This window comes from Raoultella sp. T31 (genome assembly GCF_002806725.1).
In the GTDB taxonomy this organism is placed as follows: domain Bacteria; phylum Pseudomonadota; class Gammaproteobacteria; order Enterobacterales; family Enterobacteriaceae; genus Klebsiella; species Klebsiella electrica.
The window spans coordinates 115875-141064 of sequence record NZ_PIBO01000001.1; the positions used below are offsets into that span (position 1 = coordinate 115875).

A 25190-nucleotide genomic window follows, 5' to 3' on the forward strand; every position below is an offset into this window, starting at 1 on the left:
GAGCGTTTTGCTTACTGTGGCAGGGCTGTGCCCCATTCACGCCACTCTTTTGGTTCGTTTTCCAGCAGCAGGAAGTGTTTGCCATCCTGCGCCTTCGGTGCCAGCGGCGTGCCCGGCGGGGTGGCGAAGGAGATGCCGCCGCGAATGAACTGGTTAAAGGTCCCGGTTTTCACGACGCCGCCAATCAGGCCAAAGTCGAGGTTATAGCCGGAAGAGAGCCAGAAGACCGAATTGTTACGCACCAGATACTGATAGCGTTTGCTGATCCGCAATTTGACCATCACGCGATCCGACATCGAGCCCAGCGTCAGCCCGGTGACCGTACCGACTTCCAGTCCGCGGAACAGTACCGGCGTCCCGATATCCAGCGACCCGGCTTCCGGCACTTCAACCACGATGCTCAGACCGTCAATATAGCGGGAGTCGCTAATGGTCGTTTCCTGAATTTCGAAATCACGGCGTGGCGTGCCGCGACCGGGTTCAACATTGATATAGGGCTGGAAAATGGTATCCAGGTGTTCGACGCCCGCCGCAGAAATCTGTGGGGTGATCACCGAGAAGCGGGTCCCGCCGCGGGTGAAGGTGTCGACGTACTCCGGATAGAGAACCGCTTTCGCCTGAACTTCGTTTTTCGCGGTAATCAAATTCAGGGACTGGATCTGGCCGATATTAATGCCCAGATAGCGAATCGGCATTCCTGCGGAAATTTTACCTGCATCAAAGGCATGCAGCGTAATCTGGCCACCGACCGCCCGCGCGGCGGTTTCGGAAGCGTAGAGAATGCGTTTGTTGCCCATTCGCGCGCCGGCGCTGCTACCGCTGAGATCGTCGAAGCTAATCGCGCCTTTCAGGGCCCGCGACAGCGGTGATGCCTGCACCGTCAGACCATTGCCATCGAGCTGGACTTTGGCGCCCCCCTCGGCCCAGAAGACGCTATTGTTGGTCAACAGATGGCGATATTCCGGCTTGATATGCAGATCGATATCAAAGGCATTGCGGCGGGGTTTAACCGAAATGATCTCGCCGACGGCAAACTTACGGTACAGCACCACCGAGCCTTCCTGCACATCCGGCAGGGTTTCAGCCGTCAGGCTGAGGGTGGTGGTGGGCACTTCGCTGAGGCTGTTTTCTTCCGCCTTCTCCATATTGGCATACAGCGGATAGCTGGCCTGGATGGCCCCTTTCTCGCCAGGGATAATGCGAATACCGCCTTCGACCCACTCGCTGGCGCTGGCGCCCAGCACTTTAATGCCATCAAAACCCACCTTCACATCAAAGCGGCTGTTAACGACAAATTTACTGTCGCCGCGCACCAGGTCGCGATACTCAGGGGTAATGGCCACCTGGAACGTGACGCCTTTAGCGGTCAGCTTGCGCTCCAGAACCTGGCCTACTTTCACACCGTGCAGCACCAGCGGCTGCCCGGCATCAATACCGTAACTCTCCGCCGCCGTGAGCGTGAGGGTAGCCACATCCGGTTCTTCGAGCAGGGATTTATCGGCCGGAAGCACCACAAAGTGATTCCGCGTCTCTCCCTCTCCGGGCACCAGTTCGAAGGTATTCCCGGTCAGCAGGGCGCTGAGACTGGGGTTATCCAGCGAGATTTTCGGCTTTTTCATCTGGATAAGCGTCTTCTCCCTGAGCAGGGTGACAACGCTTGGATCAACCGTCATCTCACCGGTCACTTTACTGCCGGGATTAAGGTTGAGTTTGGTCAGTTGCCCGACTTCCAGCCCCTGATACATGAGCGGAGTGGAGCCAGCTTTCAGGCCTTCGCCGTCAGGCAACTCGAGAGTGACCAGGACCCCGCGCTGGCTGTGAGCCAAATCTTCGTACAGACCAAACTCATCGTTTTGTTGCGCGGCCTGGGAATCGGCAGGAGAGTCAAAGGCAATGGCGCCGTTAACCAGCGCGGACAGGCTTTCGAGCTGGACCTTCGCGCCGCTGAGGCCGACATCGGCCTTAACGCCTGACACATTCCAGAAGCGGCTGCCTTTTTTCACCAGGTTCGTAAAGCGGCGTTCGATCAGCACATCGATAGTGACGCCCTGGTTGTTATCATTGAGCGCAAAATCGTAAACCCGGCCCACCGGAATCTTGCGGAAGTAGACCAGCGAACCGCTGGTGAGCGAACCGAGGTCCGGCGCCTGCAGATGAATCATCAGCTCGCCGTTGTTGATATGGTATTTCGGCTGGGTATCGAGGGCGACGAAATGGTCCTCCGGGTCGCCCTGGCCGGGCATCATACCGATATAGTTGCCGCCAACCAGCGCATCAAGTCCGGATACCCCGGCCAGCGAGGCTTTCGGCGTAACCAGCCAGAACTGGGTATCCTTGCGCAGAGCCTCTTTCATATCGCCTTTCACGCTGGCAGAGACTTCAATTTTGCTCAGATCTTTGCTCAGCGAGATATTCTCGACGGTGCCCACCTCGACCCCCTGGTAGCGGATAGGCGTGCGCCCCGGGACAATCCCGTTGGCCGACTGGAAGTCGATGGTGATGGTCGTTCCGCGATCGTTATAGCTGGTCCAGATCAGCCAGATGGCGATCAACAGGGCTATTACCGGCAGCAGCCAGAATGGCGAGATGCGACGTTTGGTTTTAATTCTGGCTTCAGTCTGTGAAGCGGGCGTTTCCTGACTCATGTGCGTCCCAAAGTAAGCGGCTGTCCAGCCATTCAACAGCAAGGATAGTTAATATTACCGCGGCGCCGAAATATACCGCAGCAGGCCCCATCGTGAAAGCGAGGAGTTGGTCGCGATTAATCAGTGACATGGTTAATGAGATAACAAAAAGATCCAACATGGACCAACGGCCGATCCAGGTAATCAGCCGCAGCAGGATGATGCGGGTACGCAACCCCTGTTCGCACTTGAATTGTATGCTGACTAACAGCGTAAACAACACAATAACTTTGGTAAATGGCACCAGGATACTGGCGATAAACACCACGCCGGCAATCGCCACATTGCTATTGGCCAACGACATGATCCCCGACAGAATCGTGTCATCCTGGCGCGCGCCGTTGACGTAAATAATTGAGATCGGCAGCAGGTTAGCGGGCAGCAGGAAGACCATCGAAGCAATCAGCCCGGCCCAGCTCCGCTGCAGGCTTTGCGGCCGTCGATGGTGGAGCGGCGTATGGCAGCGTCGGCAGCGTCCGCGGGGATCGCGAAAGCCGGTGTAATGGCAGCCGGTGCAAACCTGTAGCGCCGGGTCGGCCCGAAACGCGGGTCGCTGGGGATAAAATCGCTCCCACAACTCTTCGACGTTCATATGAATGATAGTCAGAATGCTCAGCAGGGTGAGCGAGATAAAGGCCACAAGCCCGACGCCCGGTTGCAGGAAGGCGTAATCCTGCACTTTGATAGAGGCCACGCCAATACCGACCAGATAGATATCCAGCATCACCCACTCTTTGAGCTTCTCCAGCATCAGCAGCACCGGGCGTAAATTCATGCCCAGAACGTTTCCCAGCCAGAGATAGGAGATAGAGATGACCAGCAGCGCCGGCGCGCCAATCGCGCAAAACAGCACCATCGCGGCAGTGAGCGGATCGCCCTGACCGGTCATTTGCCAGATCCCCTGAATCACGTTGGCATCGATACGTACGCCGAGCAGATGCAGACGCAACAGCGGCTCGGTCCAGGCGAAGGGCATCAGGAGTATCATGGTAATGGCCATACAGCCCAGCCGCGTCAGAGACCAGTCACGGCCATCGCGCACTTTCGCATTGCAGCGGGGGCACCAGGCGCTTTGATGACGCTTCAGCACCGGCAAACGAAAAAGAACGTCACACTGCGGACAGCGGTGATAATGCGCCTGCGGCAGCGAACTGCTTATCGCATGCACGACCATCTTTTTTGCCGGTGTTATCGGTTGTGTTTTTAGTGGCATTTATTACGTACAGGTATGAATGTATCTCACTATATTAACCCAGGAATGAATTCATCTTGAGCCTGAACGCATTTAATGCTTATTTTATTAGGCAATGCGTATTTTGCAGTAAGACAACTAAGTGACTGGATAATGAACAAAACAGAATTTTACGCGGACTTGAACCGTGATTTTCAGGCATTAATGGCAGGCGAAACCAGTTTTCTGGCCATGATCTCTAATACCAGCGCGCTGTTGTTTGAGCGTCTGAGCGAGGTCAACTGGGCAGGTTTCTATCTGCTTGAAGGGGAGACGCTGGTTTTAGGACCATTCCAGGGCAAACTGGCCTGCGTACGGATTCCGGTCGGGCGGGGCGTTTGCGGCACGGCCGTGGCGCAAAATCGCGTCCAGCGGGTAGATGATGTCCATGCCTTCGCGGGACATATCGCATGTGATGCCGCCAGCAATTCGGAAATCGTCTTTCCGCTGCAGGTTAACAATCAGATTATTGGCGTTCTGGATATCGACAGCACCGCCGCGTCCCGCTTCACCGCTGAGGATGAACAGGGGCTGGCTGAACTGGTCGCGCATCTGGAAAAACTCATTTCTGCGACTGACTATCAAAAAATATTCGCCCACGTCGCAGGATAATCAACGGATAACGTAGCATTTAGCGATGGCGTCATTATAATGACGCCTGTTCATGCCTGCGGCTTGTTGGCTACGTCCGTTGTAATCAGGAAATTTCATGGAAAATCAACCTAAGTTGAATAGCAGTAAAGAAGTTATCGCGTTTCTGGCCGAACGTTTCCCTCAGTGCTTCAGCGCTGAAGGCGAAGCTCGCCCCCTGAAAGTCGGTATTTTTCAGGATCTCGTGGAGCGTGTTGGGGGGGAGATGAATCTCAGCAAAACCCAACTTCGTGCCGCTTTACGTCTTTATACTTCGAGCTGGCGCTATCTGTACGGCGTTAAGCCAGGCGCAGTCCGCGTTGACCTTGACGGCAACCCGTGCGGCGAACTGGAAGAGCAGCATGTTGCTCACGCTCGTCAGCAGCTCGAAGAAGCAAAAGCTCGCGTTCAGGCGCAGCGCGCAAGCCAGCAGGCGAAAAAGCGCGAAGCCGCCGCGGCTGCGGGGCAGCAGGAAGACGGTGCTCGTCGTGAGCGCAAGCCGCGTCCTCAGGTTCGTCGCAAAGAAGGCACCGAACAGCGTAAGCCGCGTCCAGCCGTTGCGAAAGCACCGCGTGAAGAGCGTCATACCCCTGTATCAGATCTGACCGCGTTAAGCGTTGGCCAGGCTCTGAAGGTGAAAGCAGGCAACAACGCCATGGACGCCACCGTTCTGGAAATCACCAAAGATGGCGTTCGTGTACAGCTGACTTCTGGTATGTCAATGATTGTACGCGCAGAACACCTGGTGTTCTGAAACGGAGGCCGGGCCAGGCATGAACAAATTCTTTAAGCTCACCGCGTTTGCGGGCCTGCTGGCAATAGCAGGCCATGCGTTCGCCGTGGACGATATCACTCGAGTTGACCAAATCCCCGTGCTGAAAGAAGAGCCGCAGCACGCGACGGTGAGCGAGCGCGTAACCTCGCGCTTTACCCGTTCTCACTATCGGCAATTTGATCTCGACGACGCCTTCTCGGCAAAAATTTTCGACCGCTATCTGAATCTGCTGGACTACAGCCACAACGTGCTGTTGGCCAGTGATGTTGCTCAGTTCTCGGCGAAGAAGAATCAAATCGGCGATGAGCTGCGTACGGGAAAACTGGACGTTTTTTACGACCTGTATAACCTGGCGCAGAAGCGTCGTTTTGAGCGCTATCAGTATGCATTAAAGGTGCTGGAACGTCCGATGGACTTTACCGGCAACGACAACTTCAACCTTGACCGCAGCAAAGCCCCCTGGCCGAAAGACGAAGCCGAGCTCAACGCGCTGTGGGACGCCAAGGTTAAGTTTGACCAGCTGAGCCTGAAGCTCACTGGCAAAGATGATAAAGAAATTCGCGATACCTTAACGCGTCGCTACAAATTCGCCATTCGTCGTCTGGCGCAGTCCAACAGCGAAGACGTGTTCTCGCTGGCGATGACCGCTTTCGCTCGCGAGATCGACCCGCACACCAACTATCTCTCCCCGCGCAATACCGAACAGTTCAATACCGAAATGAGCCTGTCGCTTGAAGGTATCGGCGCGGTACTGCAAATGGATGACGACTATACGGTCATCAATTCGCTGGTTGCCGGCGGTCCGGCGGCGAAGAGTAAATCGATCGCCGTCGGCGATCGTATTGTCGGCGTCGGCCAGACGGGTAAAGGTATGGTTGACGTCATCGGCTGGCGTCTGGATGACGTTGTCGCGCTGATTAAAGGGCCGAAGGGCAGCAAAGTGCGTCTCGAAATTCTGCCTGCCGGTAAGGGCGCCAAAACCCGTATCGTCACGCTGACCCGAGAGCGCATTCGTCTTGAAGACCGCGCGGTGAAAATGTCGGTGAAAACCGTCGGCAAACAGAAAGTCGGCGTGCTGGATATCCCGGGCTTCTACGTTGGCCTGACGGATGACGTCAAGGTGCAGCTGCAGAAGCTGGAGAAACAAAACGTCAGCAGCATTGTTATCGATCTGCGCGGTAACGGCGGTGGGGCGCTGACCGAAGCCGTTTCGCTTTCTGGCCTGTTTATTCCATCCGGCCCGGTTGTCCAGGTTCGCGACAACAACGGCAAGGTGCGTGAAGACAGCGATACCGATGGCGTGGTGTACTACAAAGGCCCGCTGGTGGTGCTGGTCGATCGTTTCAGCGCCTCGGCGTCTGAAATTTTCGCCGCTGCGATGCAGGATTATGGCCGCGCGCTGATCGTCGGGGAGCCGACCTTCGGTAAAGGGACCGTCCAGCAGTACCGTTCGCTGAACCGTATCTACGATCAGATGCTGCGCCCTGACTGGCCGGCGCTGGGTTCCGTACAGTACACCATCCAGAAATTCTATCGCATCAACGGCGGAAGTACTCAGCGCAAGGGCGTCACGCCGGACATCATGATGCCGACCGGTAGCGAAGAGCGTGAGACCGGCGAGCAGTATGAAGATAACGCGCTGCCGTGGGATAGCGTCAATGCGGCGACCTACGTGAAATCTGGTGATTTACAGCCGTTTAATCCGCAGTTGCTGAAGCTGCACGAGGCGCGGATCGCCAAAGATCCCGAGTTCCAGTACATCATGAAGGACATCGCTCGCTATAACGCAATGAAAGATAAGCGTTATATCGTTTCTCTCAACTACGCTCAGCGTGAAAAAGAGAACGAAGAAGACGATGCGACGCGCCTGGCACGGATTAACGATCGTCTGAAGCGCGAAGGTAAACCGCCGCTGAAGAAACTGGACGATCTGCCGAAGGACTACCAGGAGCCGGATCCGTATCTTGATGAGACGGTCCACATTGCGGTCGACCTCGCGCATCTTGAGAAAGAGATGCCCGCGGTAGAACCGCCGGTCAGCAAATAAGCACCCAACGGGCACAATCATTGTGCCCGTTTTTCTTTCCGTCACCCGCCAGAACGACCTCTCTGATACATACAAAATGTCAACAACTTACGCAGATGTCAGTTCGCTGTGACAAAATGTAAAGTTGTGTTTTTCTCGTGACTTAGCGGGGCCTGATCGTTGAAAATTGGCGTTCTACCCATACGATATGGGTAATCGCATAGTGCGTTTTGTTAAATCGAGGTTAAAAGAAAATTATGATGCGAATCGCGCTTTTCCTGTTGACCAACCTGGCGGTGATGGTGGTATTCGGGCTGGTGTTAAGCCTGACGGGAATTCAGTCAAGCAGCATGACCGGGTTACTGATCATGGCGCTGCTTTTTGGTTTTGGTGGATCGATCGTTTCGCTGATGATGTCGAAATGGATGGCACTGAAATCCGTGGGTGGGGAAGTGATTGAGCAGCCGCGCAATGAAACAGAACGCTGGCTGATGAACACCGTCGCACAGCAGGCGCAGCAGGCGGGTATTGGCATGCCGCAGGTCGCCATCTACCATGCGCCGGATATCAACGCGTTTGCCACCGGCGCCCGCCGCGATGCTTCTCTGGTCGCCGTGAGCACCGGGCTGCTGCAAAACATGAGTCGTGACGAAGCCGAAGCGGTCATCGCCCACGAAATCAGCCACATCGCCAACGGTGACATGGTCACGATGACGCTGATTCAGGGGGTAGTGAACACCTTCGTTATCTTTATCTCGCGTGTTATCGCGCAGATTGCCGCCGGCTTTTTGGGCGGAAACCGGGATGACAGTGAAAGCAGCAATGGCAACCCGCTGATTTACTTTGCCGTAGCGACCGTGCTGGAACTGGTGTTCGGTATTCTGGCCAGCATTATTACCATGTGGTTCTCGCGCTACCGTGAATTTCACGCCGATGCCGGGTCTGCCAGACTGGTTGGGCGTGAGAAAATGATTGCCGCGCTGCAGCGCCTGAAAACCAGCTATGAACCGCAGGAAGCCAGCAGCATGATGGCGTTCTGCATTAACGGTAAGGCGAAGTCAATGAGCGAACTGTTCATGACTCACCCGCCGCTGGATAAGCGTATTGAAGCGCTGCGCAGCGGTGAATACCTGAAGTAACGTGTGGCAGAGTAGATAAAAAATCCGCGACCTTCGGGCAGCGGATTTTTTTATGGCCGCAGCCTGGCGAGAGCGGCTACTGTCCCGGTCGCGGCTGAGTCACGCGAAGCCCACTGACGGCGGCGGCAATCACCGCCAGTCCACCGGCCAGCAGCAGCGCGCTGTGGGTGCCGCTGTTGCCCTGCAGGTTAAGCAGCAGGGCAACCAGCGCCGCGCCGGTACTTTGACCGAGCAGACGCGCGGTCCCCAGCATTCCGCTGGCGCCGCCGCTGCGATGGCCCGGGGCGGAAGAGATGATGGTATGGTTGTTCGGCGACTGGAACAGGCCAAAACCCGCGCCGCACAGCGCCATGCGCCAGATAATATCCAGATCGGAGGGCGACGCGGGCAACAGCGCGAGGCCAAACAGACCGCAGGCCATCACCAGCAGGCCGATGGCCCCCAGTAATCCCGCGTGTACTTTCTCAATCATATAACCCGCCAGCGGCGCCATCACCATAGTAGCCAGAGGCCATGGCGTCAGCAGCAAGCCGGTTTCGACTTCGCTGCGGCCCATCATCGATTGCAGGAAGAAGGGCAGAGAAACCAGCGCCAGCATTTGCGCGCAGAACGAGCAAATGGAGGTGCAGATAGAAAGGGAAAACAGCGGGATGCGCAGCAGGTCAATCGGCAACAGCGGGACCGGCATCTGCAGCTGGCGGCGCACAAAGAAAAAACCGATGACCAGCATCGCGACCACTTCCGCAAGCACGACCCGTCCCGACTGGCCCTGGGCAAAACCGCCGAGAGCGGTGATCAACAGGCCAAACGTCAGCGCATTCATGATGGCGCTGGGGAGATCGAAGCGAGTGATTTTACTCCGGCCAACGTTCGCCGGCAGGTAACGCAGGGCGAGGATAAGCGACACAATCCCGAGTGGGATATTAATAAAAAACAGCCATTGCCAGGAGGCGACCGAGAGAATCGCCGCCGCAATGGTGGGACCGGCGGCTGATGAAACTGCCACCACAAAGGAGTTAATCCCCATGCCGCGCCCCAGAAAACGCTGTGGGAAAATCAGCCGGATCAGCGCCGTATTGACGCTCATCAGCGCGGCGCCGCCAAGGCCCTGCGCGACGCGGGCCAGCGTCAGCATCTGCAGACTATGGGAAAGCGCGCAGGCGAGTGAAGTGAGAGTAAACAGCGCAAGGCCGATTTTATAAATACGTCGATAGCCGAACATATCACCGAGAAAAGAGAGCGGCAGAAGGGCAATGACGATGGCTATCTGGTAGGCGTTGACAATCCAGATTGACGCCGCCGGTGAAGCGTTTAAATCGGTGGCGATAGTCGGCAGGGCCACGTTGGCTATTGCGCCGTCGAGCACCGCCATGGCCAGCCCTAAAACGATGGTCAGCATTGCGCCGTAGCGCTGCGGCAAAGGCAGGCCATCGGAAATATTTTTATCCATGTTGAATATGCTTCTTGATGGTAATTATTCTCTGAGTAATGATTTTAGCATTGATTATTCAGCTGTATGTCGCAGATTTGTAACGAATGAGCAGAAGAACGATTGCGAGGGGCGCGATGCGAATTTATAATAAAAACCGGTTCTGATTTTTATAAAACAGTTACGATGAGGTGATAAATGGCAGTTGCAGATTTGGATAAACAGCCAGATTCTGTCTCTTCGGTATTGAAGGTTTTTGGCATTCTGCAGGCGCTTGGCGAAGAGCGTGAAATTGGCATTACCGAACTGTCCCAGCGCGTCATGATGTCAAAAAGCACCGTTTATCGCTTTTTGCAAACCATGAAATCGCTGGGCTATGTGGCGCAGGAAGGCGAATCTGAGAAATACTCGCTGACGCTCAAGCTGTTCGAACTGGGCGCGCGTGCGCTACAGAATGTCGATCTGGTCCGCAGCGCAGACATCCAGATGCGCGAGCTTTCGCGGCTGACCAAAGAGACGATCCACCTGGGTGCGCTGGATGAAGACAGCATCGTCTATATCCACAAAATCGACTCCATGTACAACCTGCGGATGTACTCACGCATTGGCCGCCGCAACCCGCTGTACAGCACCGCTATTGGTAAGGTGCTGCTGGCGTGGCGCGATCGCGCTGAAGTTGAGCAGATTCTTGAAGGCGTGGAATACAAACGTAGCACCGAGCGGACCATTACCAGTACGCAAGCGCTGCTGGGCGTTCTGGATCAGGTTCGTCAGCAGGGCTACGGCGAAGATAATGAAGAGCAGGAAGAAGGGCTGCGCTGCATCGGCGTACCGGTTTTCGACCGCTTTGGCGTAGTGATTGCGGGCCTGAGCATCTCCTTCCCGACGCTGCGTTTCTCCGAAGAGCGTCTGAGTGAATACGTGGCAATGTTGCACACGGCGGCGCGTAAGATTTCTGAGCAGATGGGGTATAACGACTATCCATTCTGACCGAATGGCGGTCTGGTTGGTTGAGCGACAGCGGAGATGCGTTTCCCGCTGTCGCGTTTATGCATCAACCTTTATCGATAACGGTTTCGCTTTTACGTAAAATCGGGCAGTCGGTAACACCGATAATACCGCTATCAGAATGAACATATTGTGCGGTACTGGTGCCGCGAGCCGTCAGATATTTACACTGAAGCCCCAGCCCCGCAGCGTTCTCATTGCTGCCAATCAGAATGCCATAGCCGCTCAATAATATCCCAATCCATACGATAGCCAGTACGACAATGGAACGAATGATTAATCGCATTGTTGCCTCATAGTTTGCATTATCCCTGAGTTTATTTTGCCAGCTACACGTCTTGAAACAAGTCTATGATTCCTAAACTTGTCTTTCGTATTACAGTTAGCCACGGTTTAAGATGCTCATGTTATCCTGGAACCATCTGATACTGATGCGGAGAATGGAGTGAAAAAATTACGCTGGGTTTTGCTGATAGTCATCATAGCGGGCTGTTTGTTGCTGTGGACTCAGATGCTTAACGTAATGTGCGATCAAGATGTACAGTTTTTCAGCGGCATCTGCACAATCAACAAGTTTATCCCCTGGTAAGACATTTTTCTGACGACCGATTTCCTTCTGCTGCGCGAGTGGTAGAATGTACGCCTTCTCTTTGAGGTGGTGAAATGAGTGAGTTACTGAATCCTGGGTTCTTAAATCTGGCATCGCTGGCACTGTCCGTCGTGCTGCTACTTGTCGGTTTGTTGTTATGGTTTTTTGTTAATCGCGCAAGCTCGCGCACCAACGCGCAGATTGAACTGCTGCAGGCGTTACTGGACCAGCAAAAGCGGCAAAATGCGCTGCTGCGCCGTCTCTGTGAAGCCAATGAGCCTGAGAAAGAAGAGGTTACTAAGACTTCGGCGGGAGAGAAAGACGATGACGACTTTATCCGTCTCGTCGCCGAACGGTAACTGACTGACAGGTGTGCACCGCCTCGGTGTGCACCTGGAACAATGGGGCTCTATAACTTTTTCTTATCCTTTCCGATCGTTTTGTTACACTTCCTCGCGCGCTGAATGTGTCCCCGCTCCCAATTCTGGCTATTGACGCCATTGATTTTTTAGTTATTCAAATTAAATAATAACAATCTGTTTTAATTGTCTGATGAAAAAATATCGTCATGAATGCTTCATGTTTGAATTGTAATATAAATAATATTTATAACGTAATCGTGTGACAATTTTATATCTCTACCTCCGCAGAATTTAAGCGAAATTTCAACTATAGATATGACCTTTTATACGCATCATTATGCACCGGTCCTGACCCTGGCTGCTGAAATGCGTTGGCAGAATAGCCCGTTGCCTGGACGAAGCGAAGTTGTTGAGCTATGGTAAAAAAAGTTGCAACCATAGGGTTGGCGATAGAGTGAATCCTGTGGCAGCGGCAAGGGTAGCCCTCGGCGGTAAAGACGCATAAATGTGCAGGTGATCAAATGATTCCCTTATAATTTGTGCGAAGGATCGAGACACGTTTAAAAATGGCTTGCCATTATTTACGTTGTATGTGATAACACCTTTCGGGTTAAACGAGGTACAGTTCTGTTTATGTGTGGCATTTTCAGTAAAGAAGTCCTGAGTAAACACGTTGTCGTTGAATACCGCTTCTCTGCCGAACCTTATATTAGTGCCTCATGCAGTAACGTGTCAGTTTTATCTATGTAAGCGCCTGTGGGCGAAGAAAACAGTCTAAGGAATTTTGCAAATGGCAAAGATTAAAGGTCAAGTTAAGTGGTTCAACGAGTCTAAAGGTTTTGGTTTCATTACTCCGGCTGATGGCAGCAAAGACGTGTTCGTACACTTCTCCGCTATCCAGGGTAATGGCTTCAAAACTCTGGCTGAAGGCCAGAACGTTGAGTTCGAAATTCAGGACGGCCAGAAAGGTCCGGCTGCAGTTAACGTTACTGCTATCTGATTCAAGACCACTCATCTTGTAAGAAAAGCCTCGCCTTTGCGGGGCTTTTTAGTCTTTATTGCAAAATATGTCCATTTTTCCCCTTCCGTCGCGCTTTGTTGCAAAACAACATCCTTATTCGCATAGTTTCGCATTCTGTTGTGCCGATTTTCTGTTAAATCAGAGGGTTGCAATATAATGCTGGAGCTACGGTGCTAAAGTACAAAAATAAGTCAGTTGCTCATTTCACCCCTCTTCGTTTTGGGCTGTTGTGCGTGGCGATTCTCGGTTGTCTCGGAATACTGTTGGGGCGGGTGGCCTGGCTACAAATAATTTCTCCAGATAACCTTGTCAAACAAGAAGATATGCGCTCGTTGCGCGAAGAACCCATCGATGTGCAGCGTGGAACCATCAGCGATCGTGAGAACCGCCCGCTGGCGGTTAGCGTGCCGGTGAGTGCCATCTGGGCCGACCCGCAAACCATTATGCAAAAGGGCGGCGTCGGCTATGGCCCGCGCTGGCAGGGGATGGCGGAGGCACTGCACCTCAATCTGAGCGATCTGGCCAAACGCGTTGAGAGCCATCCGCATATGCGGTTTATCTATCTGGCCCGCCAGGTTAACCCGGAACAGGCCGAATGGATCGACAAGCTGCACCTGCCGGGGATTAACCTGCGTGATGAGTCGCGCCGCTTTTACCCTGCCGGGCACGTGGCGGCTAACCTGTTGGGATTTACCAATATCGATAACCAGGGCATTGAAGGGATTGAAAAAAGCTTTAATGCTCAGCTCACCGGAAAGCCGGGGCGCCGGCTGGTGCGTAAAGATCGTCATGGTCACGTGATCGAAAATATCACCGAGATGCCGGCAGTGCCTGCGCATAATATTCAACTGAGTATCGACGAGCGCCTGCAGACGGTCACCGAAGATGCGCTGGATAACGCCGTAAACTGGAATAAGGCGGAATCGGGGGCGGCGGTACTGGTTAAGATTGATACCGGCGAGATCATGGCGATGGCCAGCTATCCGGACTTCAATCCCAATAACCGTGACGACGCCAAACTGGATGATTTTCGCAATCGCGCCATCAGCGATACCTTTGAGCCGGGCTCGACGGTCAAACCGCTGGTGGTGATGACGGCGCTACAGCAGGGGATTGTGCAGCCGGACAGCGTAGTGGATACCCACCCCTTTGTGCTTGATGGTCACCGTATTCGCGATGTTGGCTATTATCCCGAACTGTCGTTGACCGGTATTTTGCAAAAATCCAGCGATATCGGCGTGTCGCATCTGTCGCTGGCTATGCCCGTGCAACACCTGATCGATACCTATAAAGCGTTTGGTTTTGGCGACCCGACCGGGCTGGGGCTGACCGGCGAAAGCGCCGGGCTGATGCCGCAACGGCGCTATTGGGGCCAGCTGGACCGCGCGACCTTTTCCTTCGGCTATGGCCTGATGGTGACCCCGCTGCAGCTGGCACACGTTTATGCCACTATCGGCGGTTTCGGTATTGAGCGACCGCTCTCGATTACCCGCATCGATCCGCCGGTCATCGGGACGCAGGTGATGCCGGAAAGCATCGTGCATGAAGTGGAGCATATGATGGAGAGCGTGGCGCTGCCGGGCGGCGGCGGCACCAAGGCGGCGGTGCGCGATTATCGCATTGCGGTGAAAACCGGGACCGCGAAAAAAATCGGTCCCGACGGTAAATATATCGATAAATATGTGGCGTATACCGCAGGCGTGGCGCCCGCCAGCCGTCCGCAATTTGCGCTGGTGGTGGTGATTAACGATCCCAGCAATGGCGCCTATTATGGCGGGGCGGTTTCCGCACCGGTCTTTAGCCAGATCATGGGCGATGTACTGCGGCTGGAAAATGTGCTGCCGGACGGTATGCCGCAAGGCTCGGAAAATCTGATTGTGATGCATAACGGTGATGCCGCGCCGCCGGCGCTGTAACAGTGGTCTGAAAGGGCGAATAGCGCTACACTTTCGCCCTTTCAGCGACACCGGAGTTGTCATGTCATACAGTTGCCCACTTTGCCACGCGCCGCTTTCCCGCCGCGATAATAGCTATATCTGCCCGCAGCGGCACCAGTTCGATCTGGCGAAAGAGGGGTATGTCAATTTACTGCCGGTGCAGTTTAAGCGGTCTCGCGATCCGGGCGATAGCGCGGAGATGATGCAGGCGCGGCGGGCATTTCTCGATGCGGGCCACTATCAGCCTCTGCGTGACGCGATCCGCGACTTTCTCTGCGTCGCCGCGCCTGAGTGTCTGCTCGATATCGGCTGCGGGGAAGGGTATTACACCCACGCGTTTGCCGCCATCGCCGCTCATTGCTGGGGGCTGGATGTCTCAAAGTCGGCTATTCGCGCGGCGGCCAGACGCTATCCGCAGGTCAATTTTTGCGTCGCATCGAGCCAGCGTCTGCCGTTCGAGGATGCCAGCCTTGATGCGGTGGTCCGAATCTACGCCCCTTGTAATGCGCAGGAGCTGGCGCGGGTGGTCAGGCCCGGCGGCTGGGTGATTACCGCCACGCCGGGACCGCGTCATTTGCTGGAGCTGAAAGGGTTGATTTATGACGAGGTGCGTCTGCATGAGCAAAATCATGAACAGATGGCCGGTTTTACATTAAACCAGCAGCAGCTGGCCTATCCGATGCAGCTGACCGGGTCCGAGGCGGAAGCGCTGTTGCAGATGACGCCATTCGCGTGGCGGGCGAAGCCAGCGGTGCGTGAAACGCTGCGCGCGCAGGCGACTTTCCGCTGCCAGACCGATTTTATGATCCACTGCTGGCAGCGTGAGGCCTGAGAATTAGCCGGCGAAATGGCTCCAGAGAATCTGGGCGCCGATACCTATCAGGACAATACCCCCAAGAATTTCGGCCCGTTTGCCCAGCAGCGGGCCGATAAACCGCCCGACCATAATCCCCAGTGTCGACATCACCAGCGTCGCGCAGCCGATAGCCAGCGCGGTGGCGATAATGTTCACCTGCAGGAACGCCAGGCCGACGCCGACGGCCATCGCATCGAGACTGGTGGCGAAGGCAGTGGTGACCAGCAGCCAGAAACCATGGCGACGAGGCGCTTCACTTGCCTCATCTTCGGTTGCGCGAAAACCTTCAATGACCATACGTCCGCCGAGAAAGACCAGCAGCACGAACGCGATCCAGTGATTCCACTCCAGCACGAACTGGCTGGCGAGCATCCCCATTCCCCAGCCGACAAGCGGGGTGAGCGTTTCGATGGCGCCGAAAATTAACCCGGTGCGCAGCGCTTCGGAGAACTTAGGTTTGTGTAAGGTAGCGCCTTTACCGATAGAGGCCGCGAAGGCGTCCATGGACATGCCAAAGGCAAGAAGAATGGTAGCGGAGATGTTCATGATTGCGTCCTGACCGGGGAAAATCCATATGACACATCACCGCCCCCAGTAGATATACGCAGCCCACGAGTCGGGCCTTGCGTATAGCGGTAATGTGTCTATGGTCTCGCCTGATTGAATACCTTCTTCAACCCGTACGTGCCACGTTTTGCAACGAGTATGTTGACACGTACATTTCCTGGCAGGCAGGAAACCGGCTACTCCCCAACGACGGGCGCAACCTTAACATATTTTCAGAATATAAAACAATAACAGGATTTATTTATTTCAATAACCAAATGATAACGATTTTCATTTGGTTTTATGCGTGAATAATTCGTTAATAAATATAAGTGAAGTGCGCAGACGGAATATAGCCACGGCTATATATCCATCTGCCAGAAATCGCTGAAATATAGCGCTGGCTATATTTATAACTCACTGAGTTGAAACGAGAAGTTTGTATATCTTTTCCAGATCGTCGATGTTTCGTACACGAATAAGCAAGCGCCGTTGTTCTAATTGCATCACCAGTACGCCATCTTCCGATAAATTCATTGCTTTAATTCGCTTATATTCAATCCAGATATTGGCGAAGAAAAAACCAGTTGGTTTGAAGATGATTTTCGGCGTCCGGATCCAGAACAGATACCAGCCCATTAACGCCAGCGCAGATAATAACCATGTGGTGATGAGCGCGCCGTGACTGATGACGTTGTTATAAATCAGGATAGCGGTCAGAGCGACGAAGATTATCCCGTCAACGCGACTGCGGCGGAGCAGGGGGATAGCCAGCAGTAGCGGGCCGTGGCGGCGGGGCATAATAAACTGGTCATAAATGGCAAACGCCAGCAGAACAAGAATAAACAGAATCAGCACCAGATCCGTGATTGTCATCTATCCTCCAGTGAAAAAAAAGCCGGGGGCAAGCCCCCGGCGGATAACAGGATTATTACAGGCCCAGCAGGCCGATAGCGTAGCCGACGATACCGATGACGAAGAAGCCGACGATAATCCACAGGGCGTTAACTTTCTTACGCAACAGCCACATACAGGCGAAGGTCAGCAGCAGAGGCACCAGGCCCGGCATCAGCTGGTCAAGGATGGTCTGCACGGTCGTTACGTGAACCTGACCATCTGAACCGGTGATTTTTGACACCACCAGCGGAATGTTCACATGCGTCCACTTGTTAACCAGCGCCCCCATCACAAACAGGCCGAGAATTGACGCCCCCTCGGTCAGTTTCTGCAGGAAGCCGCCGCCCATATCCTTAACGATATCAACACCCTTGCTGTAACCGTATGCTACGCCGTAGTAACGGGTCAGCAGACGGACGGCGTTGAACAGAATAAAGAACAACAGCGGGCCTAACAGGCTGCCGCTCATCGCGATACCGGCACCCAATGCCGCAAATACCGGACGCACGGTACCCCAGAAGATCGGGTCGCCGACGCCAGCCAGCGGCCCCATCAGACCAACTTTGATACCGTTGATGGCACCATCATCGATCTCGGCACCGTTGGCACGCTGTTCTTCCATCGCCAGCGTTACGCCCAGCACGGGCGCTGCGACGTACGGGTGAGTGTTAAAGAACTCCAGGTGACGTTTAATGGCCTGCTTACGCGCATCGTTGTTCTCCGGGTACAGACGACGAATAGCCGGTACCATAGAGAAGCAGAAGCCCAGCGCCTGCATACGTTCGAAGTTCCATGACCCCTGGAACAGGTTAGAACGAATGAACACGCCACGAATATCACTCGGAGTGAGTTTTTTCTCGGTGGTATTTTTAGTCATATCAACCATTTCGCTCACCTGTTAGTCCAGTTCGTTATCGAGATCGTTATTACCAGCAGCCTGCGCTGGCGCACCCGCAACGCGGTTGTATTTCGGGCTCAGCTGGATATAGAGGATAGCCATTACCGCGCCAATCACCCCCAGCGCAACCAGGTTGAAGTTAGTGAATGCCGCGGTGACGAAGCCAAGGTAGAAGAACGGCATCAGGTAGCCTGCGCGCATCATGTTGATGACCATCGCGTAACCGACTACCACGATCATGCCGCCGGCGATGTTCAGACCGCTGGTGACCACTTCAGGAATCGCATTCAGCATGCCCTGAACTTCGCTGGTTCCGACGGAGATAGCCACGATGACGGCCGGGATTGCGATACGCATCGCCTGCAGGAACAGCGAAGAGACGTGGATCCACGAAATCGCCGTCAGGTTGCCATTCTCCGCCGCTTTATCTGCCGCATGCTGGAAGGCTACGGTAATGGTACGAACGATGATGGTCAGAACCTGGCCTGCTGCTGCCAGCGGGATAGCCAGTGCGATACCGGCGCCGATACCCTGATGACCCGCAATAACCAGAACGGTAGAAATGATGGAAGCCAGCGCGGCATCCGGCGCAACCGCCGCACCGATGTTCATCCAGCCCAGAGCGATCATTTCCAGGGTACCACCGATGATGATACCGGTTTTCATATCGCCGAGAACGGCGCCGATCAACGTACACGCGACCAGAGGACGGTGGAACTGAAATTCATCAAGTACCGACTCCATACCCGCAATACACGCGACGATGAACACCAGCACAATCTGAAGAAGGGTAATCTCCATTGTACTTCTCCTGTTGATTAAGTCTTAAGTTGAAAACGGGGGCGCGATCCGCAAGGTTATTTCGCTACCTTGCCAATCAGGTCCATCATTTTCAGTTTCTGGTCGGTGGACACTTTACGCACTTCCAGCTCAATACCGCGGGCATTCAGCTTTTTAAATGCTTCAATATCTTTTTCATCGACCGAAACGGCGTTGTTCACCTGCGTTTTACCCTGACGGAAAGCCATGCCGCCGATATTGACGGTAGTGATTTTTACCCCGCCTTCAACGATACGTTCGACGTCGGTAGGGTTGGTAAACAGCAGCATGACGCGATCGCCTGCGTATTTCGGGTTGTTGTAGACGCGAATCATCTTCGCAACGTCGACAACGTGGGCCGTCACGCCCGGAGGAGCAACCTGAGTCAGTAATGTTTTGCGCACGGTATCTGCCGCCACTTCATCACTCACGACAATAATGCGGGTCACGTTGGTTTCTTTGGTCCAGCGGGTGGCCACCTGACCATGAATAAGACGGTCATCAATACGCGCCAGACCAATAATCATGTAGTCGTCTGGCCCCATGGGTTTTGCCGGAGCTGCCGCTTTGACCGCTGCTTTAACCGGAGCCGGAGCGACTTTTTCCTCCGTCTTCGCTTTCAGCGCCTTCACGCCTTCACGGCCGGTTTCCACCGCCAGAGCCACCAGTTCATCGAAAGAAGGATCGTCGTCGCGCGCCATCAGCGTTTCGACCAGCATCGGAATGTTAACGCCAGCAATCACTTCGTAATGTTCTTTATCGACGACAATGCGGCTGGCGGCATTGAATGGACTACCTCCCCACGTATCGACGAGAAATAACACGCCCTTAGTTGTGTCCAGCTTTGCCAACTGTGCGTTGTACTTCTCAATGAGCGTTTCGGCGTTTTCACCCGGAACGAAATCGATCCAGCCAACGTTTTCCTGCTCGCCCAACAGCATTTCTGCGGTTTTCAGCAGTTGTTCTGCAGCCCAACCATGTGTGCCTATTACAATAGCAATCGTCACTTGCTACCTCCTTTATTATCGTGAATGCATCATCTGTGGTGATACATCCTGAATCACTCTTGCGAACAAAATCGATTCAGTGAGGGTGTAAGATATAAAATAATTACTACCGCGAATTATTTTAGATAGTGAAAAAATAATTAATGTGATGAAGATCCGTTAATCACGCATCTGCGGCTAATAATTTCGCAGCGCAAAAATAGCCTTACTTATTGCAAAGACTGGTAAAGTTTTTTCCAATCTTTCTCCATTTTTTGCTATGTTTAGCTTCCGTTTAATTACTCAGGAGTATAGGGCATAGCCCGCTGTATGGACCCTCATCGACGTCTTTTCACCTTCTGGCATTTTTCTGCCGCCGCTACCTGCTACGCTTTTGTACCCGCAACGATTGTCTCTGCCGTGCGTGACATCGCGATGACTCCGTCTGTCGTTAACTGGAGTAACTCATGGAATTCTTAATGGATCCCTCTATCTGGGTCGGTTTATTGACGCTGGTCGTCCTCGAAATCGTGCTCGGTATCGACAACCTGGTCTTTATCGCCATCCTCGCGGATAAACTGCCGCCGAAACAACGGGACAAAGCCCGTCTGATCGGCCTGTCGCTGGCGCTGTTTATGCGTCTGGGGCTACTGTCGGTCATTTCGTGGATGGTGACCTTAACCAAACCGCTGTTCAGCATTGCGGATCTCTCTTTTTCCGGGCGCGATCTCATCATGCTGCTCGGGGGGATATTCCTGCTGTTTAAAGCGACCACGGAACTGCATGAGCGGCTGGAAAACCGCCAGCACGATGCCGGACAGGGTAAAGGTTATGCCAGTTTCTGGGTGGTGGTATTACAAATCGTCGTACTTGACGCCGTATTCTCGCTGGATGCCGTGATTACTGCGGTCGGGATGGTTAACCATCTGCCGGTGATGATGGCGGCAGTGGTGATTGCGATGGCGGTGATGCTGTTGGCTTCGAAGCCGCTGACCCGTTTTGTGAACCAGCATCCGACGGTCGTGGTGCTCTGTCTGAGCTTCCTGCTGATGATCGGCCTGAGCCTGGTGGCTGAAGGCTTCGGTTTCCATATTCCGAAAGGATATCTGTACGCCGCTATTGGCTTCTCGATAACCATTGAGTTCTTCAACCAGATAGCACGACGTAACTTTATTCGTCACCAGTCGACGCTGCCGTTACGCGCACGCACGGCTGACGCTATTCTGCGCATGATGGGCGGGCGCAAACAGCACGCCGTGAGCCACGATGGCGAGAGCCCGGCGCCGGTTCCGGTCCCGGAAGGAGCATTTGCGGAAGAAGAACGCTATATGATTAACGGCGTCCTGACCCTGGCGCAGCGTTCATTGCGCAGCATTATGACGCCGCGGGGGGAAATCAGCTGGGTGAACGCGGAGCAGAGCGAAGAAGAAATTCGCCGCCAGCTGCTCTCTTCGCCGCACAGCCTGTTCCCGGTGTGCCGGGGCGAGCTGGATGAAATCATCGGTATCGTGCGGGCCAAAGAGATGCTGGTGGCGCTGGAGGCCGGTGAGAACGTCGCGGCATTAGCCTCGGCTGCGCCGGCAATCGTGGTCCCGGAAACGCTGGACCCTATCAATCTGCTGGGTGTGCTACGTCGTGCCCGCGGTAGCTTCGTCATTGTGACCAACGAGTTTGGCGTGGTGCAGGGGCTGGTGACGCCGCTGGATGTCCTCGAAGCTATCGCCGGTGAATTCCCGGATGCCGATGAGACGCCGGAAATCGTTGCCGATGGCGACGGCTGGTTGATTAAAGGATCAGCCGATCTGCACGCTTTACAGCAAGCTGTGGGGCTCGATGACCTCGTCAATGAAGACGAAGAGATTGCCACGGTTGCCGGGCTGGTGATTGCGGTAAACGGTCATATCCCACGTACCGGCGATGTTGTTGAGCGGGCGCCGCTGCAGTTTACCGTTGTGGAAGCGAACGCCTATCGCGTCGATCTGGTACGGGTAGTGAAAACGGTGCCTGACAACCAGGAAGAAGAGTAACCTTCCGGTTTGCTCAGACTGACCGGCCGGTCTCCTCGGGAGATCGGCCGGTTTTATTATCCGTCATCGCCTCGATCTGACGTCGGGCGGCCAGCCACTGCGGGAAGTCTTCAACCGGCATCGGCCTGGCATAGTGAAATCCTTGCAGGATATCAACGCCGTGGTGCCGTAAATATTCGGCCTGCAGCGGGGTCTCCACGCCTTCTGCCACCGTCACAATATTCAGCCGGTGCGCCAGCGCAATAATCATATCCGTTACCGTGGCATTCACGCTGTCGATACCGATAGCGCTGGTAAAGGATTTATCTATTTTCAGCACGTCAGGCCGCAGTTTTTCCAGCCATGAGAGCGAGCTGTTGCCGGTGCCAAAGTCATCGATAGCCAGATACACCCCCCTGAAATGCAGATGTTCCGCCATGTGGTGATCGCCGTCCTGAAGTACGTCCCGCTCGGTGAGTTCGACGACCAGCTGCTGCACCGGGTAGGCGCTGAACCAGAGTTTATGCAGATCGCGCAGCAGTTCGCCATCGGCAAAATGGCGGGCCGCGACATTAATCGAAATATGAAAATGTTTATCATGGGGGAATAACGATAGCTGACGTGCGGTTTCGGCAATGACATAGCGGGTAAGGGGAACGATCAGGTTGTAGCCCTCGGCGATCGGAATGAACACATCCGGCGAGATGTTTCCCCGCCGCGGATTGTTCCAGCGCAGCAAAATCTCGACGCCGGTGCATTTTTCCGAATGCAGGTCTTTCAACGGTTGACACCACAGCGTGAATTCGCGGGCGCTGATGCCGAGGCTGATCTCCCGGGAAAAACTCATCCTGCCCGCGGTAGCCAGCCAGGCGATTCCGGTCATCAGTAAACTCAGGATCAGCGCCAGCGGCAGTTCGCCCGGCAGTTCGTTAAGAGCAAGCGCCGAAGCGCCGGGACCGCTGACGTTGATGGTAAAGGGAAACTGCGTCGAATGTTGACGGTATATCACGGACTCACCGGGAAGCGCCGGGTGATCCACCACCCCGGTCCCGCTGATAAAGCTCTTTGCACCGACGTTCAGCCCAACACCGGTAATCAACGGTGATTTTGCGTTGAGAATTAACTCTCCCAGTAGCTCAATATTGATGATCATCATCACGCCGTCGGCGTTATTGAAAACGGAGGGATACCATTGAATTAAGACCGGAGAGCCGACCAGCAGCGTGTTATCGGTTGAAAAAGTCAGCAGCGCCTGCTGGTTTGGCAGCTCGGGTTGCAGCTTATGAATAGCGACGTTGCGGTCGCCAAAGATGCTGGAGCAGTAGAGAATACTCGATTTAACCAGGACGATTGAACGCACGGTCTGTAGCGAGGCCGCCAGTTTACGCAGCGGCAGACGCACATCCTGGCAAGGTTGCCCCACCAGCTGAAGCAACGAAAGCTGGTGCTCCGCCAACGGGCGTAAGATTTTATCCATCGCCACCACCATTTTATTGGTGGTCATCTGGACACGCTGCTGATTTAAACTACGCTGTGAAATAAATCGGACCACCAGCGTGGTCGTCAACGTCAGGAGCGCAACAATTAAACAAATGACAACCCGCTTACGACGGTATGTCGAAATGACCTTTTGTGCATTTTGCATGCGCGACACCCTGTCGACTCTATGTGATGAGTAGAATAACAACCGCCATTGAGCAAGTGTAGTGGGTGTAAATAAATAACAGCGAAAAATGCGCCCGGAAGGGCGCATTTTATGGGGAGAGTTTAGTCACACTGAACTTTGATCGCCAGACCACCGCGAGAAGTTTCGCGATATTTGGCGTTCATGTCTTTACCGGTCTCATACATGGTCTCAATAACTTTATCGAGAGAGACGCGCGGTTCGCTGGTACGACGCATGGCCATACGCGCGGCGTTGATAGCCTTCACTGAGGCAATGGCGTTGCGTTCGATGCACGGAACCTGAACCTGGCCGGCCACCGGGTCGCAGGTGAGACCCAGGTTATGCTCCATCCCGATTTCCGCCGCGACACAAACCTGTTCCGGGCTGGCGCCAAGCAGTTCGGCAAGACCGGCGGCTGCCATGGAGCAGGCCACGCCCACTTCGCCCTGACAGCCGACTTCCGCGCCAGAAATAGAGGCGTTCATCTTGTACAGGGTACCCACAGCGCCGGACGCCATAAAGTAGCGAATATAAATATCCGGGCTGACCGATTCGATAAAGTGATCGTAGTAGGCGAGCACCGCCGGGACGATGCCGCAGGCGCCGTTTGTCGGGGCCGTCACCACGCGTCCGCCGGCGGCATTCTCTTCATTCACGGCCAGGGCGAACATATTCACCCAGTCAACGACATTCATCGGGTCGTTTGACAGCTTGTCGCTGGCCACCAGCAGTCGACGCAGGGCAGAGGCGCGACGAGGGACTCGCAGCGGGCCGGGCAGCACGCCTTCGGTGTTCATCCCGCGATCGATACAGGCGCGCATGGTCTGCCAGACGTGAGCAAAATAGTCTTCAATCTCTTTTTTGCTGTGTAGCGCCAGCTCGTTTTGCATCACCATACCGGAGAGCGACAGCCCGGTCGCTTTGCAGCAGGCCAGCATCTCCTGCGCCGATTTGAACGGGTAAGGCACGCACAGTTCGTCGGTGCTTTCTTTGCCGAAGTGCTCTTCGTCGACGATAAAACCGCCGCCAATCGAGTAGTACGTTTTGCTGTAGATCTCTTTGTCGCCCGTCCAGGCATGAATCGTCATACCGTTCTCGTGCAGCGGCAGATTGTCGCTACGAAAACGCATGCCGTCGTCCGCCGGGAAATCCACTTCATGCTGCCCTTGCGCCAGCAGCAGACGTCCGCGGGTTTCAACGTCGCGGATAAATGCCGGTATCGCGTCAATGTCGACCGTATCGGGCTGATTGCCCGCCAGTCCCATAATAATGGCGATATCCGTATGGTGGCCTTTGCCGGTTAATGAAAGTGAGCCGTAGACATCGACTGCCACGCGGGTCACTTCATTAAGCAATCCCTTTTCGACCAGGTCATCGACGAACTGTTTACCGGCCTTCATCGGGCCTACAGTATGGGAAGATGAGGGACCAATCCCCACCTTGAACATGTCGAATATACTAATCACGATAATACTCCTGACAGGGTTACCGCAGCGGCGGTAACGATGTGATAACTGCGCATAGTGTAAGAGGGAACCGAACCATCAGCTTAACTATTCACATGAATTAAACTAATGGATAACGGTGAATTTACTAATGCTGAGAGCGCATTCTCATTTTGAGTATATACCCGAAATACGCCGCCCGATGGCCGGGATGGCGACCGGGCTGAAATGAGGGGGCAG

Annotated in this window: 22 protein-coding genes and 1 pseudogene; 12 read left to right on the forward strand and 11 right to left on the reverse strand. The window is 54.4% G+C overall.

The features are described 5' to 3' along the window. Positions 1–11 precede the first annotated feature (11 nt). Both CWM52_RS00610 and yebS read right to left on the reverse strand, forming a co-directional pair. A complete protein-coding gene (locus tag CWM52_RS00610; RefSeq protein WP_100682326.1) occupies positions 12–2645 on the reverse strand; it encodes a PqiB family protein in 2634 nt (877 codons plus the stop codon). Beyond that, a complete protein-coding gene (yebS, locus tag CWM52_RS00615; protein WP_100682327.1) occupies positions 2614–3897 on the reverse strand; it encodes a membrane integrity lipid transport subunit YebS in 1284 nt (427 codons plus the stop codon). Before yebS ends, CWM52_RS00610 begins: the two co-directional genes overlap by 32 nt. A 132-nt stretch (positions 3898–4029) precedes the next feature. Here yebS and CWM52_RS00620 point away from each other — a divergent pair. From CWM52_RS00620 to htpX, 4 genes and pseudogenes are all read left to right on the forward strand, one after another. Further along, positions 4030–4543 (forward strand): annotated as a pseudogene (locus CWM52_RS00620) (GAF domain-containing protein). 81 nt (positions 4544–4624) lie between these two features. Continuing rightward, positions 4625–5299 (forward strand): RNA chaperone ProQ, encoded by a 675-nt coding sequence (gene proQ / locus CWM52_RS00625; protein WP_004863942.1) that lies wholly within the window; start codon positions 4625–4627, stop codon positions 5297–5299. Positions 5300–5318: 19 nt separating this feature from the next. After that, the gene (gene prc / locus CWM52_RS00630; RefSeq protein WP_100682329.1) at positions 5319–7367 is read left to right on the forward strand and encodes a carboxy terminal-processing peptidase; all 2049 of its coding nucleotides are present in this window, start codon (positions 5319–5321) and stop codon (positions 7365–7367) included. Positions 7368–7603: 236 nt separating this feature from the next. Further along, positions 7604–8485: a protease HtpX gene (gene htpX, locus CWM52_RS00635; RefSeq protein WP_004863936.1), complete on the forward strand. Its 882-nt coding sequence runs from the start codon at positions 7604–7606 to the stop codon at positions 8483–8485. A 76-nt stretch (positions 8486–8561) separates the two neighbouring features. Here htpX and CWM52_RS00640 read toward each other — a convergent pair whose 3' ends face one another. After that, positions 8562–9935 carry an MFS transporter gene (locus CWM52_RS00640; RefSeq protein ID WP_100682330.1) on the reverse strand — a complete coding sequence of 458 codons (1374 nt, stop codon included), beginning with the start codon at positions 9933–9935 and terminating at the stop codon, positions 8562–8564. A 177-nt stretch (positions 9936–10112) separates the two neighbouring features. Here CWM52_RS00640 and kdgR point away from each other — a divergent pair, with 177 nt between their 5' ends. Further along, positions 10113–10904: a DNA-binding transcriptional regulator KdgR gene (gene kdgR, locus CWM52_RS00645; protein WP_100682331.1), complete on the forward strand. Its 792-nt coding sequence runs from the start codon at positions 10113–10115 to the stop codon at positions 10902–10904. A 64-nt stretch (positions 10905–10968) separates the two neighbouring features. Here the strand turns inward: kdgR and CWM52_RS00650 are convergent, their stop codons facing one another. Next, on the reverse strand, positions 10969–11208 hold the full coding sequence (locus tag CWM52_RS00650; RefSeq protein ID WP_004863927.1) for a YobH family protein: 240 nt from the start codon (positions 11206–11208) through the stop codon (positions 10969–10971). Between the two features lie 159 nt (positions 11209–11367). On the opposite strand from CWM52_RS00650, the gene mgrB reads away from it, so the two are divergent. From mgrB to rlmA, 6 genes are all read left to right on the forward strand, one after another. Further along, positions 11368–11511 (forward strand): PhoP/PhoQ regulator MgrB, encoded by a 144-nt coding sequence (mgrB, locus tag CWM52_RS00655; protein WP_002911375.1) that lies wholly within the window; start codon positions 11368–11370, stop codon positions 11509–11511. 74 nt (positions 11512–11585) lie between these two features. Continuing rightward, positions 11586–11870: a YebO family protein gene (locus tag CWM52_RS00660; RefSeq protein ID WP_100682332.1), complete on the forward strand. Its 285-nt coding sequence runs from the start codon at positions 11586–11588 to the stop codon at positions 11868–11870. Positions 11871–12506: 636 nt separating this feature from the next. Beyond that, positions 12507–12623 carry a DUF2627 domain-containing protein gene (locus CWM52_RS00665; RefSeq protein ID WP_049267871.1) on the forward strand — a complete coding sequence of 39 codons (117 nt, stop codon included), beginning with the start codon at positions 12507–12509 and terminating at the stop codon, positions 12621–12623. Positions 12624–12663: 40 nt separating this feature from the next. After that, positions 12664–12873 carry a transcription antiterminator/RNA stability regulator CspE gene (gene cspE, locus CWM52_RS00670; RefSeq protein ID WP_001062678.1) on the forward strand — a complete coding sequence of 70 codons (210 nt, stop codon included), beginning with the start codon at positions 12664–12666 and terminating at the stop codon, positions 12871–12873. A gap of 191 nt (positions 12874–13064) precedes the next feature. Then, complete coding sequence (gene ftsI / locus CWM52_RS00675) at positions 13065–14810, forward strand: peptidoglycan glycosyltransferase FtsI (protein WP_100682333.1); 1746 nt, start codon at positions 13065–13067, stop codon at positions 14808–14810. Between the two features lie 61 nt (positions 14811–14871). Continuing rightward, positions 14872–15663 (forward strand): 23S rRNA (guanine(745)-N(1))-methyltransferase, encoded by a 792-nt coding sequence (gene rlmA / locus CWM52_RS00680; RefSeq protein WP_100682334.1) that lies wholly within the window; start codon positions 14872–14874, stop codon positions 15661–15663. A 3-nt stretch (positions 15664–15666) separates the two neighbouring features. Here rlmA and mntP read toward each other — a convergent pair whose 3' ends face one another. The 5 genes from mntP to manX all read right to left on the reverse strand — a co-directional run bounded on the left by mntP (position 15667) and on the right by manX (position 19854). Then, positions 15667–16233 (reverse strand): manganese efflux pump MntP, encoded by a 567-nt coding sequence (gene mntP / locus CWM52_RS00685; protein WP_100682335.1) that lies wholly within the window; start codon positions 16231–16233, stop codon positions 15667–15669. A 417-nt stretch (positions 16234–16650) separates the two neighbouring features. Beyond that, positions 16651–17109, reverse strand: coding sequence for a DUF986 family protein (locus tag CWM52_RS00690; protein WP_100682336.1), 459 nt, complete (start codon positions 17107–17109; stop codon positions 16651–16653). 55 nt (positions 17110–17164) lie between these two features. Next, positions 17165–18016, reverse strand: coding sequence for a PTS mannose transporter subunit IID (locus CWM52_RS00695; RefSeq protein WP_004863911.1), 852 nt, complete (start codon positions 18014–18016; stop codon positions 17165–17167). Positions 18017–18028: 12 nt separating this feature from the next. Further along, positions 18029–18829 carry a PTS mannose transporter subunit IIC gene (gene manY, locus CWM52_RS00700; RefSeq protein WP_100682337.1) on the reverse strand — a complete coding sequence of 267 codons (801 nt, stop codon included), beginning with the start codon at positions 18827–18829 and terminating at the stop codon, positions 18029–18031. A 56-nt stretch (positions 18830–18885) separates the two neighbouring features. Beyond that, a complete protein-coding gene (manX, locus tag CWM52_RS00705; protein ID WP_100682338.1) occupies positions 18886–19854 on the reverse strand; it encodes a PTS mannose transporter subunit IIAB in 969 nt (322 codons plus the stop codon). Positions 19855–20300: 446 nt separating this feature from the next. Between manX and yoaE the strand changes: the two genes are divergently transcribed. Beyond that, on the forward strand, positions 20301–21860 hold the full coding sequence (gene yoaE, locus CWM52_RS00710; protein ID WP_100682339.1) for a CNNM family cation transport protein YoaE: 1560 nt from the start codon (positions 20301–20303) through the stop codon (positions 21858–21860). Positions 21861–21873: 13 nt separating this feature from the next. Here the strand turns inward: yoaE and CWM52_RS00715 are convergent, their stop codons facing one another. Then, complete coding sequence (locus tag CWM52_RS00715) at positions 21874–23484, reverse strand: EAL domain-containing protein (protein WP_100682340.1); 1611 nt, start codon at positions 23482–23484, stop codon at positions 21874–21876. Positions 23485–23606: 122 nt separating this feature from the next. Next, the gene (gene sdaA / locus CWM52_RS00720; RefSeq protein ID WP_100682341.1) at positions 23607–24971 is read right to left on the reverse strand and encodes an L-serine ammonia-lyase; all 1365 of its coding nucleotides are present in this window, start codon (positions 24969–24971) and stop codon (positions 23607–23609) included. Positions 24972–25190 lie beyond the last annotated feature (219 nt).

What these genes read in the sequence shown, in the direction of transcription:
- CWM52_RS00610 (WP_100682326.1), bottom strand. Translation starts at nt 2,645, where the DNA reads ATGAGTCAGGAAACGCCCGCTTCACAGACTGAAGCCAGAATTAAAACC.
- yebS (WP_100682327.1), bottom strand. Translation starts at nt 3,897, where the DNA reads ATGCCACTAAAAACACAACCGATAACACCGGCAAAAAAGATGGTCGTG.
- proQ (WP_004863942.1), top strand. Translation starts at nt 4,625, where the DNA reads ATGGAAAATCAACCTAAGTTGAATAGCAGTAAAGAAGTTATCGCGTTT.
- prc (WP_100682329.1), top strand. Translation starts at nt 5,319, where the DNA reads ATGAACAAATTCTTTAAGCTCACCGCGTTTGCGGGCCTGCTGGCAATA.
- htpX (WP_004863936.1), top strand. Translation starts at nt 7,604, where the DNA reads ATGATGCGAATCGCGCTTTTCCTGTTGACCAACCTGGCGGTGATGGTG.
- CWM52_RS00640 (WP_100682330.1), bottom strand. Translation starts at nt 9,935, where the DNA reads ATGGATAAAAATATTTCCGATGGCCTGCCTTTGCCGCAGCGCTACGGC.
- kdgR (WP_100682331.1), top strand. Translation starts at nt 10,113, where the DNA reads ATGGCAGTTGCAGATTTGGATAAACAGCCAGATTCTGTCTCTTCGGTA.
- CWM52_RS00650 (WP_004863927.1), bottom strand. Translation starts at nt 11,208, where the DNA reads ATGCGATTAATCATTCGTTCCATTGTCGTACTGGCTATCGTATGGATT.
- CWM52_RS00660 (WP_100682332.1), top strand. Translation starts at nt 11,586, where the DNA reads ATGAGTGAGTTACTGAATCCTGGGTTCTTAAATCTGGCATCGCTGGCA.
- CWM52_RS00665 (WP_049267871.1), top strand. Translation starts at nt 12,507, where the DNA reads ATGTGTGGCATTTTCAGTAAAGAAGTCCTGAGTAAACACGTTGTCGTT.
- cspE (WP_001062678.1), top strand. Translation starts at nt 12,664, where the DNA reads ATGGCAAAGATTAAAGGTCAAGTTAAGTGGTTCAACGAGTCTAAAGGT.
- rlmA (WP_100682334.1), top strand. Translation starts at nt 14,872, where the DNA reads ATGTCATACAGTTGCCCACTTTGCCACGCGCCGCTTTCCCGCCGCGAT.
- mntP (WP_100682335.1), bottom strand. Translation starts at nt 16,233, where the DNA reads ATGAACATCTCCGCTACCATTCTTCTTGCCTTTGGCATGTCCATGGAC.
- CWM52_RS00690 (WP_100682336.1), bottom strand. Translation starts at nt 17,109, where the DNA reads ATGACAATCACGGATCTGGTGCTGATTCTGTTTATTCTTGTTCTGCTG.
- CWM52_RS00695 (WP_004863911.1), bottom strand. Translation starts at nt 18,016, where the DNA reads ATGGTTGATATGACTAAAAATACCACCGAGAAAAAACTCACTCCGAGT.
- manY (WP_100682337.1), bottom strand. Translation starts at nt 18,829, where the DNA reads ATGGAGATTACCCTTCTTCAGATTGTGCTGGTGTTCATCGTCGCGTGT.
- yoaE (WP_100682339.1), top strand. Translation starts at nt 20,301, where the DNA reads ATGGAATTCTTAATGGATCCCTCTATCTGGGTCGGTTTATTGACGCTG.
- CWM52_RS00715 (WP_100682340.1), bottom strand. Translation starts at nt 23,484, where the DNA reads ATGCAAAATGCACAAAAGGTCATTTCGACATACCGTCGTAAGCGGGTT.